This window comes from Streptomyces sp. NPDC058665 (assembly GCF_042714995.1).
Lineage (GTDB): Bacteria > Actinomycetota > Actinomycetes > Streptomycetales > Streptomycetaceae > Streptomyces.
Genome location: NZ_JBHXRX010000081.1, coordinates 1 through 16662, shown reverse-complemented (window position 1 = coordinate 16662; position 16662 = coordinate 1). Strand labels below are relative to the sequence as shown.

The following is a 16662-nucleotide window of genomic DNA, read 5'->3' as shown; positions in this document are numbered from 1 at the left end:
CGCAAGTGCCCCCCGAGCAACCACCGCGCCGCCGGGTCCCCGGCCCCGCGCGCTCCGGGAGCGGCGCCCGCCCCCGGCCCGAATCGCGTTCCCCGCGGCGCCCCGCGCCCCGGCCCTCAGGACGCCCGCGCCGCCCCGACCCGGGCCGTCCGCGCTCCGACGCCGCCCCCCGTGCCCCGCACCGCATCCGGCTCGGCAGCCACCGCCCCCGGCTGCGCCTGGTCAGCCTCGGACTGACCCTCGTCATGCTGGTCTTCGTCGGCCGGCTGCTCCAGGTCCAGGCCGTCGACGCGAGCGCGTACACCGCCAAGGCCGAGAAGAACCGCTTCACGAGCGTCACGCTGGCCGCCGAGCGCGGTGAGATCACCGACCGCGCCGGTGTCGCCCTCGCCACCAGCGTCGACGCGCACGACATCACGGCCGACCCCAAGATGTTCACCCCCGAGGACAGCAACGTCCCCGACGCCCCCGAGCAGGCCGCCGCCCTCCTCGCCCCGATCCTCGACAAGGAGCCCGAGACGCTCGCCAAGCAGCTCTCGGCCCCCAAGTCCCGCTTCACGGTGCTCGCCCACCGCCAGACCCCCCAGGTCTGGAACCAGATCAGCGACCTCAAGGCCGTCCTCGCCGAGAAGGCCGAGAAGGCGCGCTCGGCCAAGGGCGGCAAGGGCGGTGAGACACCGGCCAGCGTCCTCGCCGGAGTCTTCCAGGAGCCCAGCAGCAAGCGTGTGTACCCCAACGGGGACCTCGCTGCCGGGATACTGGGCTACGTCAACGCCGCCGGCCACGGAGGCGGCGGCGTGGAGTCCATGCTCGACAAGAAACTGTCCGGCCAGGACGGCGAGATCACCTACGCGCACTCCGGCGGCCGTCGCGTCCCCACGGCGGACTCCCAGGAGACCCCGGCCGTCCCCGGCACCGACATCGAGCTCACCATCGACCGGGACATCCAGTGGGCCGCCCAGCGGGCCATCACCGACCAGGTCGAGGAGTCGCAGGCCGACCGCGGGTACGTGATAGTGCAGAACACCCGGACCGGCGAGGTGCTGGCCATGGCCAACGCCCCCGGCTTCGACCCCAACGACCTGTCCCAGGCCGACAGCGCCCGGATGGGCAACGCCGCGCTCCAGGACGCGTTCGAACCCGGCTCCACCAGCAAGGTCATGTCCATGGCGGCCGTCCTTGAGGAGAAGGCCGCCATCGCCGGCACCCATGTCACCGTGCCCAACCGGCTGCACCGCGGCGACCGCCTCTTCAAGGACGACATCAACCACCCCACGTGGTATCTGACCCTCAACGGCGTCCTCGCCAAGTCGAGCAACATCGGCACCATCCTGGCGACCGGACAGCTGGGCAGGACCCAGCCCGAGGCCAACCAGGTCCTCCACTCCTACCTGCGTAAATTCGGCATCGGCAGCCCCACGGGCCTCGACTATCCCGGTGAGACCCAGGGCATCCTGGCCGACCCGAAGGACTGGTCGACCTCGCAGCAGTACACGATCCCGTTCGGCCAGGGACTGTCGATCAACGCCATGCAGGCGGCCTCGGTCTACTCGACCATCGCCAACGGAGGCGTACGGATCGAGCCCACGCTCGTCCGCGGCACCCAGGGCCCCGATGGCCTCTTCACTCCCGCCGAAGCCCCCAAGAAGACCCGCGTCGTCAGCGAGAAGACAGCCAAGACGCTGGCCACCATGCTGGAATCCGTCGTCGGCGACGAGGCGGGCACCGGCACCAAGGCCCGTATCCCCGGCTACCGCGTCGCGGGCAAGACGGGAACGGCCAACCGCGTCGATCCCGAGACCGGGCGCTACAAGGGCTACACCGCGTCCTTCGCGGGCTTCGCGCCCGCCGACGACCCGCAGATCACCGTCTACTGCGCCATCCAGAACCCGACCAGCGGCAGCTACTTCGGCGGCCAGATCTGCGGCCCCATCTACAAGGAGGTCATGGAGTTCGCTCTCAAGAGCCTCCAGATCCCACCGACCGGCCGGACATCGGATCCGCTGCCGGTCGAGTTCAAGCCCGGCGAGTGACCCAGGGAACACCCCAGTGACAACGATCACCCCCGACCCGGGGAACCAAGACGACCCGTCCGTCACCCCACCGGACGGCTCCGGCACCCAGCGGCCCTCACTTGGCCCGGTGCCTGGTGAGCCCGGTACGCTCACCGCCGTGCCCCACGCAGATAACCACCGAACCGCCACAAAGGACGCGCCCGTGAACCACCCCGGAGCGCCCCGCCCGGACCATGTCCGGCCGATCTCACTCGTGGACCTGGCCGCCAAGCTGGGGGCCGAGCCCCCGGCGGACGGGGCGGCGACAGGCATCACCCACGACTCGCGCGCGGTACGCGAAGGGGACGTGTACGCCGCCCTGCCCGGCGCCCGCTTCCACGGCGCCGACTTCTCCGCCCAGGCGGCCGACCTCGGCGCCGCCGCGATCCTGACCGACCCCGCGGGCGCCGAACGCGCCGCCTCCACCGGACTGCCGGTGCTGGTGACCCCCGACCCACGGGGCAGCATGGGTGAACTCGCCGCCGAGATCTACGGCCACCCGGGCGCCGGCCTGCTCCAGATCGGCATCACCGGCACGTCCGGCAAGACCACCACGGCGTATCTGGTCGAGGGCGGACTGCGCGGCGCCGGACACCACACCGGGCTCATCGGCACCGTCGAGATGCGCATCGGCGACGACCGCATCAAGTCCGAGCGCACCACCCCCGAGGCCACCGACCTCCAGGCGCTCCTCGCCGTCATGCGCGAGCGCGGTGTCGACTCCGTCGCGATGGAGGTTTCCAGCCACGCGCTGGTGCTCGGCCGGGTCGACGGCTGCGTCTTCGACATCGCCGTCTTCAACAACCTCAGCCCGGAGCACATGGAGTTCCACTCCGGCATGGAGGACTACTTCCAGGCGAAGGCACGGCTGTTCACGCCCGAACGCAGCCGGGTCGGCGTCGTCAACTACGACGACGAGTACGGGCGCCGGCTGGTCGACGAGGCGGGCGTACCCATCACCACCTTCTCCGCCGAGGGCCACCCCGACGCCGACTGGCGTGCCGAGGACGTCGAGGTCGGCTCACGCGGCAGCACGTTCACCGTCGTCAGCCCCAAGGGCGAGCGGATCCGCGCGGAGGCACCCCTGCCGGGCCCCTTCAACGTGGCCAACACACTGGCCGCCGTCGTCACCCTCGCCGTGGCCGGAATCGACCCCCAGGTGGCCGCGGACGGCGTCGCACACGTCCCCGGCGTTCCCGGCCGGCTGGAGCGCGTCGACGTGGGCCAGCCCTACCTCGCGGTCGTCGACTACGCCCACAAGACGGACGCGGTCGAATCGGTCCTGCGCTCGCTGCGCAAGGTCACCCGGGGCAAGGTGCACGTCGTCCTGGGCTGCGGCGGCGACCGCGACCGGTCCAAGCGCCCCTCGATGGGCGCCGCCGCCGCCAGGCTCGCCGACACCGCCGTACTGACCTCGGACAACCCCCGCTCCGAGGACCCGCTCGCGATCCTCGCCGCGATGCTCGCGGGCGCCGCCGAGGTGCCCATCCACGAGCGCGGCGACGTCCTGGTCGACGCCGACCGGGCGGCGGCCATCGCGTCCGTCGTCTCCCGTGCGGGCGAGGGCGACACCGTCCTGATCGCCGGCAAGGGCCACGAACAGGGCCAGGACATCGCCGGGGTGGTACGCGCCTTCGACGACCGCGAGGTGCTGCGCGAGGCCATCGAGCGCTCCTGCCGCGGCAGGAGCGAGAGCGCCGACCGGGCATGACGTCCCCGCCCGCCACCCGGAGACCCCCGCCCCGCCCCTGTCCCTCACCCGCCCTCCAATTGCCGGACGGTCCCAGTGATCACCCTCTCCCTCGCCGAGATCGCCACCATCGTCGGCGGACAGCCGCACGACATACCGGATCCGGACGTCCGCGTCACCGGACCCGTCGTCATCGACTCCCGCCAGGTCGCGGACGGCAGTCTCTTCGCCGCCTTCGCCGGTGAGAACGTCGACGGCCACGACTACGCCCGCAAGGCCGTCGAGGCGGGCGCCGCCGCCGTCCTGGCCGTCCGCCCCGTCGGTGTCCCCGCCATCGTCGTCGAGGACGTCGTCCAGGCCCTCGGCGCCCTCTCCCGCGCCGTCGTGCGGCGCACCGGCGCCACGACCGTCGCGCTCACCGGATCCTCGGGCAAGACCAGCACCAAGGACCTCATCGCCCAGCTCCTGCGGCGGGCCGCCCCCACCGTCTGGCCCGACGGCAATCTCAACAACGAGATCGGCCTCCCCCTCACCGCCCTGCGCGTCGCCGACGACACCCGGTTCCTCGTCCTGGAGATGGGCGCGCGCTACATCGGTGACATCCGTTACCTCACCGGCCTCGTCCCCCCGAGGATCGGCCTCGTGCTGAACGTCGGCACCGCCCACATCGGCGAGTTCGGCGGGCGCGAGCAGATCGCCGAGGCCAAGGGCGAGATGGTCGAGTCCCTCCCGTCCGCCGACGAGGGCGGCGTGGCCGTCCTGAACGCCGACGACCCCCTCGTACGCGCCATGGCCACCCGCACCAAGGCGCGCGTCCTGCTCTTCGGAGAGTCCGACGAAGCAGACGTACGGGCAGAGAACGTCCACGTCGACGCCCTGGGCAGACCCTCCTTCCGCCTTCGAACACCCACCGGGTGCAGCGAGCTGACGCTGCGGCTGTACGGTGAGCATCACGTGTCGAACGCGCTCGCCGCGACCGCCGTCGCCCATGAGTTGGGCATGTCCGTCGACGAGATCGCCCTGGCGCTCTCCGAGGCGGAGACCCTCTCCCGCTGGCGTATGGAGGTCACCGAGCGCGCGGACGGCGTGACGATCGTCAACGACGCCTACAACGCGAACCCCGACTCCATGAGGGCAGCGCTCCGCGCGCTGGTCGCCATGGGCGGTGCCGCCAGGGAAACCGGCGGACGCACGTGGGCGGTGCTCGGCCCGATGGCCGAACTCGGTGACGAGGCGCTCGCCGAGCACGACGCGGTCGGACGGCTCGCCGTCCGGCTCAACGTCAGCAAGCTCGTCGCAGTCGGGGGCAGGGAAGCGTCCTGGCTGCGACTGGGCGCCTACAACGAGGGTTCGTGGGGTGAGGAGTCGGTGCACGTGTCCGACGCGCAGGCGGCGGTCGATCTGTTGCGCAGTGAACTGCGTTCGGGAGACGTCGTGCTGGTGAAGGCTTCCAGGTCGGCCGGACTGGAGCGGGTCGCCCAGGCACTGCTCGAGAACGCAGTCGAGGGTGAGGTCTCCGGCCGATGAGGCAGATCCTCTTCGCGGGAGCCATCGGGCTCTTCCTGACCCTGATCGGTACGCCGCTGCTGATCAAGCTGTTGGCCCGCAAGGGTTACGGCCAGTTCATCCGGGACGACGGCCCTCGCAGCCACGGCAGCAAGAAGGGCACGCCCACCATGGGCGGCATCGCCTTCATCCTGGCCACGCTGATCGCCTACGCCCTGGCGAAGGTGATCACCGGCGAGGACCCGACGTTCTCCGGTGTGCTGGTCCTGTTCCTGATGGCGGGAATGGGCCTCGTCGGCTTCCTCGACGACTACATCAAGATCGTCAAGCAGCGTTCGCTGGGTCTGCGGGCCAAGGCGAAGATGGCCGGACAGCTGATCGTGGGTATCGCGTTCGCGGTGCTCTCGCTCCAGTTCGCCGACCTCCGCGGCAACACTCCGGCCTCCACCAAGCTGTCCTTCGTCACGGACTTCGGCTGGTCCATCGGACCGGTGCTCTTCGTGGTCTGGGCGCTGTTCATGATTCTCGCGATGTCCAACGGCGTGAACCTGACGGACGGTCTGGACGGACTGGCCACCGGCGCCTCGGTGATGGTCTTCGGCGCCTACACCTTCATCGGCCTCTGGCAGTTCCAGGAGTCCTGCGCCAACGCGCTGACCCTGACCAACCCCGACGCCTGTTTCGAGGTACGCGATCCGCTCGACCTCGCCGTCGTCGCCTCGGCCCTCATGGGCTCCTGCTTCGGCTTCCTGTGGTGGAACACCTCACCCGCCAAGATCTTCATGGGCGACACCGGCTCGCTCGCCCTGGGCGGCGCCCTCGCGGGCCTCGCCATCTGCTCCCGTACCGAACTCCTGATCGCCCTGCTCGGCGGTCTCTTCGCCCTCATCACCATGTCCGTGGTGATCCAGGTCGGTTCGTTCCGGCTGACCGGCAAGCGCGTCTTCAGGATGGCCCCGCTCCAGCACCACTTCGAACTAAAAGGGTGGTCCGAAGTCCTTGTCGTGGTCCGGTTCTGGATCATCCAGGGCATGTGCGTGATCGTCGGACTCGGACTCTTCTACGCGGGCTGGGCGGCCGACAAGTGAGCGACCGTCAGCCGGCCGGAACGCCGGCCGGGCTCCGGGCCCGGTGGCACGGCAAGCGGGTCACCGTCGCCGGTCTCGGGGTCTCCGGGATGCCGGCGGCCCGCACGCTGAAGGACCTGGGCGCCGTCGTCACGGTCGTCAACGACGGCGACGACGAGCGTGCCCGTACCCAGGCCGCCGAACTGACCGAGGTGGGCATCACCGTACGGCTCGGCGACGGCGCGACCCTCCCCGAGGGAACCGAACTCGTCGTCACCGCGCCCGGCTGGAAGCCCGACAAGCCCCTCTTCCTGGCCGCCGCCGAAGCCGGCGTACCCGTCTGGGGAGACGTCGAACTGGCCTGGCAGCTCAGGGGCCCCGACGCCGCCCCCTGGCTGGCCGTCACCGGCACCAACGGCAAGACCACTACCGTCCGCATGCTCGCCGCGATCCTCAAGGCTGCGGGCCTCCGTACGGAGGCCGTCGGCAACATCGGCGTCTCGCTGCTCGACGCCGTCCTGCCCGACGAGAACGGCGAGGAGAAGTACGACGTCCTCGCCGTCGAACTCTCCAGCTACCAGCTGCACTGGGCGCCGAGCCTGCGCGCCCACTCCGCGGCCGTCCTCAACATCGCGCCCGACCATCTCGACTGGCACGGCTCCATGGAGGCGTACACCGCCGACAAGGGCCGTGTCTACGAGGGCAACACCGTCGCCTGCGTCTACAACGCCGCCGACAAGGTGACCGAGGACCTGGTGCGCGAGGCCGACGTCGAGGAGGGCTGCCGTGCGATCGGCTTCACCCTCGGCACCCCGGGCCCCTCCCAACTCGGCGTCGTGGAAGGCCTCCTGGTCGACCGCGCCTTCGTTGAGAACCGCACCGCCCAGGCCCAGGAACTCGCCGAGATCGGGGACGTCGACCCGCCCGCCCCGCACAACATCGCCAACGCCCTCGCGGCAGCGGCCCTCGCCCGCGCCTACGGCGTCGCACCCGCCGCCGTACGCGACGGACTGCGCGCCTTCCGCCCGGACCCGCACCGTATCGAGCACGTCGCGGACGTCGCGGGTGTCAGCTACGTGGACGACTCCAAGGCCACCAACACCCATGCCGCCGAAGCCTCACTGGCGGCCTACGACCCGATCGTCTGGATCGCCGGCGGGCTCGCCAAGGGCGCGTCCTTCGACGAGCTGGTCGAGACGTCGGCGAAGCGGCTGCGCGGCGTGGTCCTCATCGGCCGCGACCGCGCGCTGATCGCCGAAGCCCTCGCGCGACACGCCCCCGAAGTCCCGGTCGTGGACCTCGAACAGACGGACACTGGGGCTATGTCGGCCGCGGTCCGTGCGGCGGCGCGCCTCGCGCAGACCGGGGACACCGTCCTGATGGCCCCGGCCTGTGCCTCGATGGACATGTTCGTCAACTACAACAAGCGGGGCGAGGCGTTCGCGGACGCGGTCCGCGCACTCGCCGCCGAGCACGCCTGACCGACCGGCCGACAGCCCCGCGAGCGCGAGCCGCGAGGGCCCCACCGGCCGGTCCGGTCGTGCCGCGCACGACTGGAGGGGACAGCGAAGATGCCGGCCGACGACACCACGGGTGGCCGCCCGCGCCCCGTACGTCCTTCGGTACGCGGGTGGTTCCCCGCCGCCGTACCGCCCTTCGCCCTGCCGGGAGTGACCGCCGGCGCCGTCACAGGGGCCCCGCGCCCGCCCGCACCGCCCGGCCTCGCCCTGCGCGGCCGGGCCCCCGGAGCGGCCGTACGGCGGCCTCCCGCCGTCCGCGGCGGGTCCGCCGGACCCAGCGCCAGGGGGCCCCGCCCGCCGCGCGGCAACAGGGTGCGGCGGATGTACGAGCAGGCCCGCCGCGCCTGGGACCGGCCGCTCACCGCGTACTACCTGATCCTCGGCGCCAGCATGCTGCTCACCGTGCTCGGTCTGGTGATGGTCTACAGCGCCTCGATGATCAAGGCGCTGGAGCTCTCGCTGCCCGGCTCGTATTTCTTCCGCAAACAGTTCCTCGCGGCCGTCATCGGCGCCGGACTGATGCTGCTCGCCTCCCGGATGCCCGGCAAACTGCACCGCGCCCTCTCCTACCCGCTGCTCGTCGGCGCCGTCTTCCTGATGGTCCTCGTGCAGGTCCCGGGGATAGGGCACTCGGTCAACGGCAACCAGAACTGGATCTACATCGGCGGCCCCTTCCAGCTCCAGCCCAGTGAGTTCGGCAAGCTGGCGCTGATCCTGTGGGGCGCCGATCTGCTCGCCCGCAAACAAGACAAGCGGCTGCTGACCCAGTGGAAGCATCTCCTGGTGCCGCTCGTCCCCGTCGCCTTCATGCTGCTCGGCCTGATCATGCTCGGCGGCGACATGGGCACCGCGATCATCCTCACCGCGATCCTCTTCGGACTGCTGTGGCTCGCGGGGGCGCCCACCCGGCTCTTCGGCGGCGTGCTCGCCATCGCCTGTGCCCTCGGTCTCATTCTCATCAAGACCAGCCCCAACCGGATGTCCAGGCTCGCCTGCATCGGCGCCACGGACCCCGGCCCCGGCGACCAGTGCTGGCAGGCCGTGCACGGCATCTACGCGCTGGCCTCCGGCGGATGGTTCGGTTCCGGGCTCGGCGCGAGTGTGGAAAAATGGGGCCAACTCCCGGAACCTCACACGGACTTCATCTTCGCCATCACCGGGGAGGAACTGGGGCTGGCGGGGACGCTGTCGGTACTCGCCCTCTTCGCGGCTCTAGGCTATGCGGGTATCCGCGTGGCCGGACGCACGGAGGACCCCTTCGTGAGGTACGCGGCGGGAGGCGTGACCACGTGGATCACGGCGCAGGCCGTGGTCAACGTCGGCGCGGTGCTCGGTCTGCTGCCGATCGCCGGAGTCCCGCTCCCGCTGTTCTCCTACGGAGGTTCAGCCCTGCTGCCGACCATGTTCGCTGTCGGGCTGCTGATCGCGTTCGCGCGAGAGGATCCCGCCGCGAAAGCGGCCCTGGCCATGCGAAGGCCCGGCGTGAGATGGAAGACGATGAGACGGCGCGTCAAGAAGCGTCCGTCCGGAGAGCGGTGAATTTCGGTGCATGTCGTACTCGCCGGTGGGGGGACCGCCGGCCACATCGAGCCCGCGCTCGCCCTCGCGGACGCCCTGCGGAGGCAGGACCCCACCGTGGGGATCACGGCCCTCGGTACGGAGCGCGGACTCGAAACCAGGCTGGTACCCGAGCGGGGGTACGAACTGGCCCTCATCCCCGCCGTCCCGCTGCCGCGCAAGCCCACCCCTGAACTGATCACCGTCCCCGGCCGGCTCCGCGGCACCATCAAGGCCGCCGAGCAGATCCTGGAGCGCACGAAGGCGGACTGCGTCGTCGGCTTCGGTGGTTACGTCGCACTGCCCGGCTATCTCGCCGCCAAGCGCCTCGGCGTGCCGATCGTCGTGCACGAGGCCAACGCCCGCCCCGGCCTGGCCAACAAGATCGGTTCGCGGTACGCGGCGGCCGTCGCCGTCTCCACCCCGGACAGCAAGCTGCGCGGCGCCCGCTACATCGGCATCCCGCTGCGCCGTACGATCGCCACCCTCGACCGGGCGCGGGTGCGTCCCGAGGCGCGCGCCGCCTTCGGGCTCGATCCCAACCTGCCCACGCTGCTGGTCTCCGGAGGCTCGCAGGGCGCCCGCAGGCTCAACGAGGTGGTCCAGCGGGCCGCGCCGCTCCTCCAGCGCTCCGGAATCCAGATCCTGCACGCGGTCGGACCGAAGAACGAAATGCCGCGCGTCGACAACATGCCGGGAATGCCGCCGTATATCCCGGTACCGTATGTGGACCGGATGGATCTCGCCTACGCCGCTGCGGACATGATGCTCTGCCGGGCCGGCGCGATGACCGTCGCCGAACTCTCCGCCGTCGGGCTCCCGGCCGCCTACGTACCGCTGCCCGTCGGCAACGGTGAACAGCGGCTCAACGCCCAGCCGGTGGTGAAGGCCGGCGGCGGACTGCTGGTCGACGACGCCGAACTGACGCCCGAATGGGTCCAGGGCAATGTGCTGCCGGTGCTCTCCGATCCGCACCGGCTGTACGAGATGTCCCGCGCGGCAGCCGAGTTCGGCCGCAGGGACGCGGACGAGCTGCTCGTCGGCATGGTGTACGAGGCGGTCGCAGCGCGCCGTCAGGCATAGGGAGGCAGGGGCAGTGGCCGGACCGACAACCGTCGAGCGTGATGCGGAACGCACCGAGTCGGAATCCGGCCGCCCCCGTTCGGGGCGGCCCCAGCGCCGTCGATTCCGGCTTCCCGGCCGCCGTTTTCTGCTTCTTCTTACTTCGTTGATCGTGCTCGGTGGCGGGGGAATCTGGCTGCTTTACGGCTCTGCCTGGCTGAGGGTCGAGCAGGTGAAGACTTCGGGGGTCGAGGTGCTGAAGCCCGCCGAGGTGGAAGCCGCCGCGGCAGTTCCGTTCGACACCCCCCTGATTTCCGCCGACACCGAAGCGATTGAGCGTCGACTTCGGCAGAAGCTGCCGCATATCGACTCGGTGGATGTCGAACGGTCATGGCCGAACGGCATCGGTCTGAAAGTGACGGAGCGAAAGCCCGCGCTGGTTATCGAAAAGGGAGCAAAGTTCATCGAAGTGGACGCGAAGGGCGTTCGTTTCGCCACCGTCGACAAGGCCCCGAAGGGCGTACCCCTGCTGGAATTGACGGTGGATCAGTCCCCGAGTGTGCGACGCTTCACAGCCAGCCGTCTGATGTCCGAAGCGGTACGTGTCTGGGACGAACTCCCGGGCAAAGTCGCCGACGCCACCAGTGTGGTGAAGGTCCGTTCGTACGACTCGATCTCACTGGAGTTGACCGGCGGGCGCACCGTGATGTGGGGGAGCGGCGAGGACGGCGGCGCGAAGGCGCGGGCTCTCACCGCTCTCATGAAAGCAGTTCCCGACGCGGCGCACTTCGATGTGAGTGCGCCCACCGCCCCTTCCGTATCAGGGAGTTGACGCGCATATGTGCTGACCAGCACCCTGGTTGGTCAGCCCTGTGCGTGATCACATAGGGTGAAAAGAAAAACGGGAGGTTCGGCGTGTTCGTTGAACGTGCGCCACGTGTCGACTTAGTGTCCTGTTCGGAAGAGTCCAAGAAGCAGACACTCTGGTAACCCTAAACTTCAAGGTTAGGGTTCGGGTCGGCGTCCGGACCGTCCCATCGGCATCAGTCCCCGCCTCGCGACAACAGCGAAGCGGCGACACGTAACTCGAGGCGAGAGGCCTTCGACGTGGCAGCACCGCAGAACTACCTCGCAGTCATCAAGGTCATCGGTGTCGGCGGCGGTGGTGTCAATGCCATCAACCGAATGATCGAGGTCGGCCTCAAGGGCGTCGAGTTCATCGCGATCAACACCGACGCGCAAGCCCTGTTGATGAGCGACGCCGACGTCAAGCTCGACGTCGGCCGTGAACTCACCCGCGGCCTCGGCGCCGGGGCGAACCCGGCAGTCGGCCGCAAGGCGGCCGAGGACCACCGCGAGGAGATCGAGGAGGTCCTCAAGGGGGCCGACATGGTCTTCGTCACCGCCGGCGAAGGCGGTGGAACCGGTACCGGCGGCGCTCCCGTCGTCGCCAACATCGCCCGCTCGCTCGGCGCCCTCACGATCGGCGTCGTCACCCGGCCCTTCACCTTCGAGGGCCGGCGGCGCGCGAACCAGGCGGAGGACGGCATCGCCGAACTCCGTGAAGAGGTCGACACCCTCATCGTCATCCCCAACGACCGCCTGCTGTCCATCTCGGACCGTCAGGTGAGTGTTCTGGACGCGTTCAAGTCCGCGGACCAGGTGCTCCTCTCGGGTGTCCAGGGCATCACCGACCTCATCACCACGCCGGGTCTGATCAACCTCGACTTCGCCGACGTCAAGTCCGTGATGTCCGAGGCCGGATCGGCCCTCATGGGCATCGGCTCCGCACGCGGCGACGACCGCGCGGTGGCCGCCGCGGAGATGGCGATCTCCTCGCCGCTCCTCGAAGCGTCCATCGACGGCGCGCGCGGTGTGCTGCTCTCCATCTCCGGCGGTTCCGACCTCGGTCTCTTCGAGATCAACGAGGCCGCGCAACTGGTCAGTGAGGCCGCGCACCCCGAGGCCAACATCATCTTCGGCGCCGTCATCGACGACGCCCTCGGCGACGAGGTACGGGTCACCGTGATCGCGGCAGGCTTCGACGGCGGACAGCCGCCGACCCGCCGCGAGGCCGGCCTCACCTCGGCCAAGCGGGAGGAGCAGCCGTCCTACCGCTCCGCCGTCCAGGAGCCCGAGTCGGGCCGCCCCACCGGCGGGCTCGGCACGGTCCCGCGCGAGGAGGCGCCCGCTCCCGAGCCGGCCCCGGTGGCCAACGAGAAGTCCCTGCCGCCCGTCTCGCCGCCGCACGTCCCGCCGGCCCGTCCGTACCAGGACACCCAGGCCGAAGAGCTGGATGTTCCGGACTTCTTGAAGTGATAGGCCAGCACAACGCGTTGAGCTCCGCCGGCGGCGCCCATTTCGCTTTCACCGACAGGTGGGGCGGGGTGAGCGCCGCTCCGTACGAGCAGCTCAACCTCGGCGGCGCGGTCGGCGACGACCCCGCCGCCGTACGCGCCAACCGGACCGCCGCCGCCGAGTCCCTCGGGCTCGACGCGGCAAGGGTCGTGTGGATGAACCAGGTGCACGGCCGCGATGTCGCCGTCGTCGAAGGACCCTGGGAGCCGGCCGGAGCGGGCGCGATCCCGGCGGTCGACGCCGTGGTCACCACGAGCCGGGGGCTCGCACTCGCCGTACTGACCGCGGACTGTGTCCCGGTCCTGCTGGCCGACCCGGTGGCGGGAGTCGCGGCCGCCGCGCACGCCGGCCGCCCGGGAATGGTCGCGGGAGTCGTCCCCGCCGCCGTCGACGCGATGATCGCGCGGGGCGCCGAGCCCTCCCGTATCACCGCCCGGACCGGACCCGCCGTCTGCGGACGCTGTTACGAGGTCCCCGAAGCCATGCGGGCCGAAGTCGCCGAAGCCGTACCGGAGTCCTGGGCCGAGACCAGCTGGGGCACCCCCGCCGTCGACGTCGTGGCCGGGGTGCACGCCCAACTCGCCGCACTCGGGATCGGGGACCGGCACCGCTCGGGGATCTGCACCCTCGAATCGGCAGACCATTTCTCGTACCGCCGCGACCGCACCACCGGACGGCTCGCCGGATATGTCTGGCTGGGGGCGTCATGACCGATCGCGCGACCGAACTCGCCGAAAATCTTCACAAGGTGGAGAACCGTATCTCCTCCGCCTGCGCCGCGGCCGGGCGGAACCGGGACGAAGTAACCCTGATCGTCGTCACCAAGACCTACCCCGCGAGCGATGTCCGGCTCCTTCATGAACTGGGAGTGCGGCATGTCGCCGAGAACCGGGACCAGGACGCGGCGCCCAAGGCCGCCGCGTGCGCGGATCTGTCGCTGACATGGCACTTCGTGGGTCAGTTGCAGACCAACAAAGTCCGTTCCGTGGTCGGTTACGCCGACATCGTGCAGTCGGTCGACCGGCTCAGGCTCGTCTCGGCGCTGTCCGCCGCCGCGGTGCGGACGGACCGTGAGATCGGCGCGCTCATCCAGGTGGCGCTCGACGCGGATTCGGGTGCGCGAGGCGAGCGGGGCGGCGTCGCGCCGGACGGAATCGGGGAGTTGGCGGCGGCCGTCGCCGAGGCTCCGGGGCTGCGGCTGGACGGTCTCATGACCGTGGCACCACTCGCCGGACAGTATGCCGATCACCAACAGGCCGCGTTCGAGCGGCTGCTGGAATTGTCATCCCTGCTGCGCGCGGACCATCCTGCTGCGAACATGGTGTCAGCAGGGATGAGTGCGGACCTCGAAGCAGCCGTTTCGGCCGGAGCGACACATGTGCGCGTCGGTACGGCGGTACTCGGAGTCCGCCCCCGGCTCGGGTAACGTCGCGAAGCAAGTCGGACCACAGCAGAAAATATGGTCATTTCCGCCGAAAGGTGGATGGGCCGCGTGGATCGAGGGCACTTGGTGACGAGGCCGATCCACCACAGAGCGGAGGACTCAGAGCATGGCCGGCGCGATGCGCAAGATGGCGGTCTACCTCGGCCTCGTGGAGGACGATGGGTACGACGGCCGGGGTTTCGACCCCGATGACGACTTCGAACCCGAGCCCGAACCCGAGCGTGAACACCGGCGCCACCAGCCGGTGCGCCAGGTCGAACGGGACGAACCGGTACGAGTGGTGCAGCCACCTCCGCAGCGTGAACGGGAGCGTCAGCCGGTGCCGGTAGCGGCGGAAAGCGGACGTCCTGCCCGAATCGCCCCCGTGGCATCCATCACACCTGAACGCCCCAGCCTGGAGAAGAACGCACCAGTGATCATGCCCAAGGTCGTCTCCGAACGAGAGCCCTACCGCATCACCACACTGCACCCGCGGACCTACAACGAGGCCCGTACCATCGGGGAACACTTCCGCGAGGGGACTCCGGTGATCATGAATCTGACCGAGATGGACGACACCGATGCGAAGCGACTTGTCGACTTTGCCGCGGGACTTGTCTTCGGTCTCCATGGCAGCATTGAGCGAGTGACGCAGAAGGTGTTCCTGTTGTCGCCTGCTAACGTCGATGTCACGGCGGAGGACAAGGCCCGTATCGCAGAGGGCGGGTTCTTCAACCAGAGCTGAGATTCGACACCGGGAACGACCCGGCCACGAGGCCGGACCAGAGAGCCAGGGGAGAGGGAAGCGCGGGATGAGCGTTGCGCTACAGGTGGTCTACATCGCGCTGGTGTGCTTCCTCATCGTGCTGATCTTCCGGCTGGTCATGGATTACGTCTTCCAATTCGCCCGCTCATGGCAGCCCGGCAAGGCGATGGTGGTCGTTCTGGAGGCCACCTACACTGTCACCGATCCACCGCTCAAGCTTCTGCGGCGGTTCATCCCGCCGTTGCGTCTCGGGGGCGTGGCACTCGACCTGTCCTTCTTCGTTCTGATGATCATCGTGTACATCCTGATCTCGGTCGTCAGTGGCCTTGCGAGGGGCATGTGAACGATACGGTCTTGCCGACTGCCGACGACTACGTAGAGGTGAAGAAGAGATGCCGTTGACCCCCGAGGACGTGCGGAACAAGCAGTTCACGACCGTCCGCCTCCGAGAAGGCTACGACGAGGACGAGGTCGATGCCTTCCTAGACGAGGTCGAGGCCGAACTGACGCGCCTGCTTCGTGAGAACGAGGATCTGCGCGCCAAGCTCGCCGCCGCGACGCGTGCCGCCGCGCAGAACCAGCAGCAGCAGCAACAGCAGCAGGGGATGCGCAAGCCGCCGGAGCAGCAGGAGCGGCCCGGTGCGCCTGTCCCCGCCGCCATATCTGGACCGCCGGTGCAGCAGCAGCAGCCCCCGCAGATGGGCCAGCCCCAACTGCCCGGTGGGCCGCCGCAGCTTCCCGCCGGCCCCGGTGGACACGGCCCCGGCCCGGGTGGACACCCCGGTCACGGCCCCGGCCCGCAGGGTCAGCACGGTCCCGGACCCATGCAGGGCGGCCCCATGCAGGGGCAGATGCAGGGCGGTCCGATGCAGGGCCAGATGCAAGGGCAGATGCAGGGCGGTCCCATGGGTGGACCGATGGGCGGACCCATGGGTCATGGCCCGGGTCCCGGTCAGGGCGGTCCCGGCGGCGACAGCGCCGCGCGTGTGCTCTCGCTCGCCCAGCAGACGGCCGACCAGGCGATCGCGGAGGCCCGTTCCGAGGCCAACAAGATCGTCGGCGAGGCGCGCAGCCGCGCCGAGGGTCTGGAGCGGGACGCCCGTGCGAAGGCGGACGCCCTTGAGCGGGACGCGCAGGAGAAGCACCGCGTGGCGATGGGCTCCCTGGAGTCCGCGCGCGCGACGCTGGAGCGCAAGGTCGAGGACCTGCGCGGCTTCGAGCGCGAGTACCGGACACGGCTGAAGTCCTACCTGGAGAGCCAGCTGCGGCAGTTGGAGACCCAGGCCGACGATTCGCTGGCCCCGCCGCGTACGCCTGCGGCGGCCTCGCTGCCGCCGTCGCCGTCCATGGCACCGGCCGGTGCGGGCGCGATGGGTCACACGATGGGTGGCAACCCGTCCATGGGCGGTGGGCACGGTCCCTCGTCGGGCGGCCCGTCGTACGGGAACCAGCAGCAGATGTCCCCGGCGATGACGCAGCCGATGGCACCGGTACGGCCGCAGGCGCCGCAGCCCATGCAGCCGATGCAGCAGGCGCCGTCGCCGATGCGGGGATTCCTGATCGACGAGGACGACAACTGACGGGGGTTGGGCGCGGGAGCCGCGCGCAGCCGTCGGCAGGCTGAAGGGCCGGGCCCGGGGTATGAACCCCGGGCCCGGC

At 70.1% G+C, this 16662-nt stretch carries 14 protein-coding genes; all 14 read left to right on the top strand.

Annotated elements, in window-relative coordinates:
- The first annotated feature begins 5 nt into the window (after window positions 1-5).
- On the top strand, window positions 6-2033 hold the full coding sequence (locus ACFWV8_RS34000; protein ID WP_384213458.1) for a peptidoglycan D,D-transpeptidase FtsI family protein: 2028 nt from the start codon (window positions 6-8) through the stop codon (window positions 2031-2033).
- Window positions 2034-2049: 16 nt separating this feature from the next.
- Window positions 2050-3765, top strand: coding sequence for a UDP-N-acetylmuramoyl-L-alanyl-D-glutamate--2,6-diaminopimelate ligase (locus ACFWV8_RS33995; protein WP_384213411.1), 1716 nt, complete (start codon window positions 2050-2052; stop codon window positions 3763-3765).
- A gap of 75 nt (window positions 3766-3840) precedes the next feature.
- On the top strand, window positions 3841-5271 hold the full coding sequence (gene murF, locus ACFWV8_RS33990) for a UDP-N-acetylmuramoyl-tripeptide--D-alanyl-D-alanine ligase (protein WP_384213408.1): 1431 nt from the start codon (window positions 3841-3843) through the stop codon (window positions 5269-5271).
- The gene (gene mraY / locus ACFWV8_RS33985) at window positions 5268-6338 is read left to right on the top strand and encodes a phospho-N-acetylmuramoyl-pentapeptide-transferase (protein ID WP_329388870.1); all 1071 of its coding nucleotides are present in this window, start codon (window positions 5268-5270) and stop codon (window positions 6336-6338) included. The genes murF and mraY overlap by 4 nt, the downstream gene beginning before the upstream one ends.
- A gap of 89 nt (window positions 6339-6427) precedes the next feature.
- The gene (gene murD, locus ACFWV8_RS33980) at window positions 6428-7798 is read left to right on the top strand and encodes a UDP-N-acetylmuramoyl-L-alanine--D-glutamate ligase (protein ID WP_384213453.1); all 1371 of its coding nucleotides are present in this window, start codon (window positions 6428-6430) and stop codon (window positions 7796-7798) included.
- A gap of 90 nt (window positions 7799-7888) precedes the next feature.
- Complete coding sequence (gene ftsW, locus ACFWV8_RS33975) at window positions 7889-9376, top strand: putative lipid II flippase FtsW (protein WP_384213405.1); 1488 nt, start codon at window positions 7889-7891, stop codon at window positions 9374-9376.
- A 6-nt stretch (window positions 9377-9382) separates the two neighbouring features.
- Entirely contained in the window at window positions 9383-10477 is a 1095-nt protein-coding gene (gene murG, locus ACFWV8_RS33970; protein ID WP_329388874.1) for an undecaprenyldiphospho-muramoylpentapeptide beta-N-acetylglucosaminyltransferase, read from the top strand.
- A gap of 13 nt (window positions 10478-10490) precedes the next feature.
- Entirely contained in the window at window positions 10491-11288 is a 798-nt protein-coding gene (locus ACFWV8_RS33965; protein ID WP_384213401.1) for a cell division protein FtsQ/DivIB, read from the top strand.
- A gap of 275 nt (window positions 11289-11563) precedes the next feature.
- Window positions 11564-12775: a cell division protein FtsZ gene (ftsZ, locus tag ACFWV8_RS33960; protein WP_384213398.1), complete on the top strand. Its 1212-nt coding sequence runs from the start codon at window positions 11564-11566 to the stop codon at window positions 12773-12775.
- Window positions 12772-13524 carry a peptidoglycan editing factor PgeF gene (gene pgeF / locus ACFWV8_RS33955; RefSeq protein ID WP_384213396.1) on the top strand — a complete coding sequence of 251 codons (753 nt, stop codon included), beginning with the start codon at window positions 12772-12774 and terminating at the stop codon, window positions 13522-13524. The genes ftsZ and pgeF overlap by 4 nt, the downstream gene beginning before the upstream one ends.
- Window positions 13521-14240 carry a YggS family pyridoxal phosphate-dependent enzyme gene (locus tag ACFWV8_RS33950; protein WP_384213393.1) on the top strand — a complete coding sequence of 240 codons (720 nt, stop codon included), beginning with the start codon at window positions 13521-13523 and terminating at the stop codon, window positions 14238-14240. The genes pgeF and ACFWV8_RS33950 overlap by 4 nt, the downstream gene beginning before the upstream one ends.
- A 124-nt stretch (window positions 14241-14364) precedes the next feature.
- Window positions 14365-14982, top strand: a complete 618-nt coding sequence (locus ACFWV8_RS33945) for a cell division protein SepF (protein WP_078077795.1) — start codon at window positions 14365-14367, stop codon at window positions 14980-14982.
- A gap of 67 nt (window positions 14983-15049) precedes the next feature.
- Window positions 15050-15346, top strand: a complete 297-nt coding sequence (locus ACFWV8_RS33940) for a YggT family protein (protein WP_189107884.1) — start codon at window positions 15050-15052, stop codon at window positions 15344-15346.
- 49 nt (window positions 15347-15395) lie between these two features.
- Complete coding sequence (locus ACFWV8_RS33935) at window positions 15396-16583, top strand: DivIVA domain-containing protein (RefSeq protein ID WP_329388887.1); 1188 nt, start codon at window positions 15396-15398, stop codon at window positions 16581-16583.
- The last annotated feature ends 79 nt before the right edge of the window (window positions 16584-16662 follow it).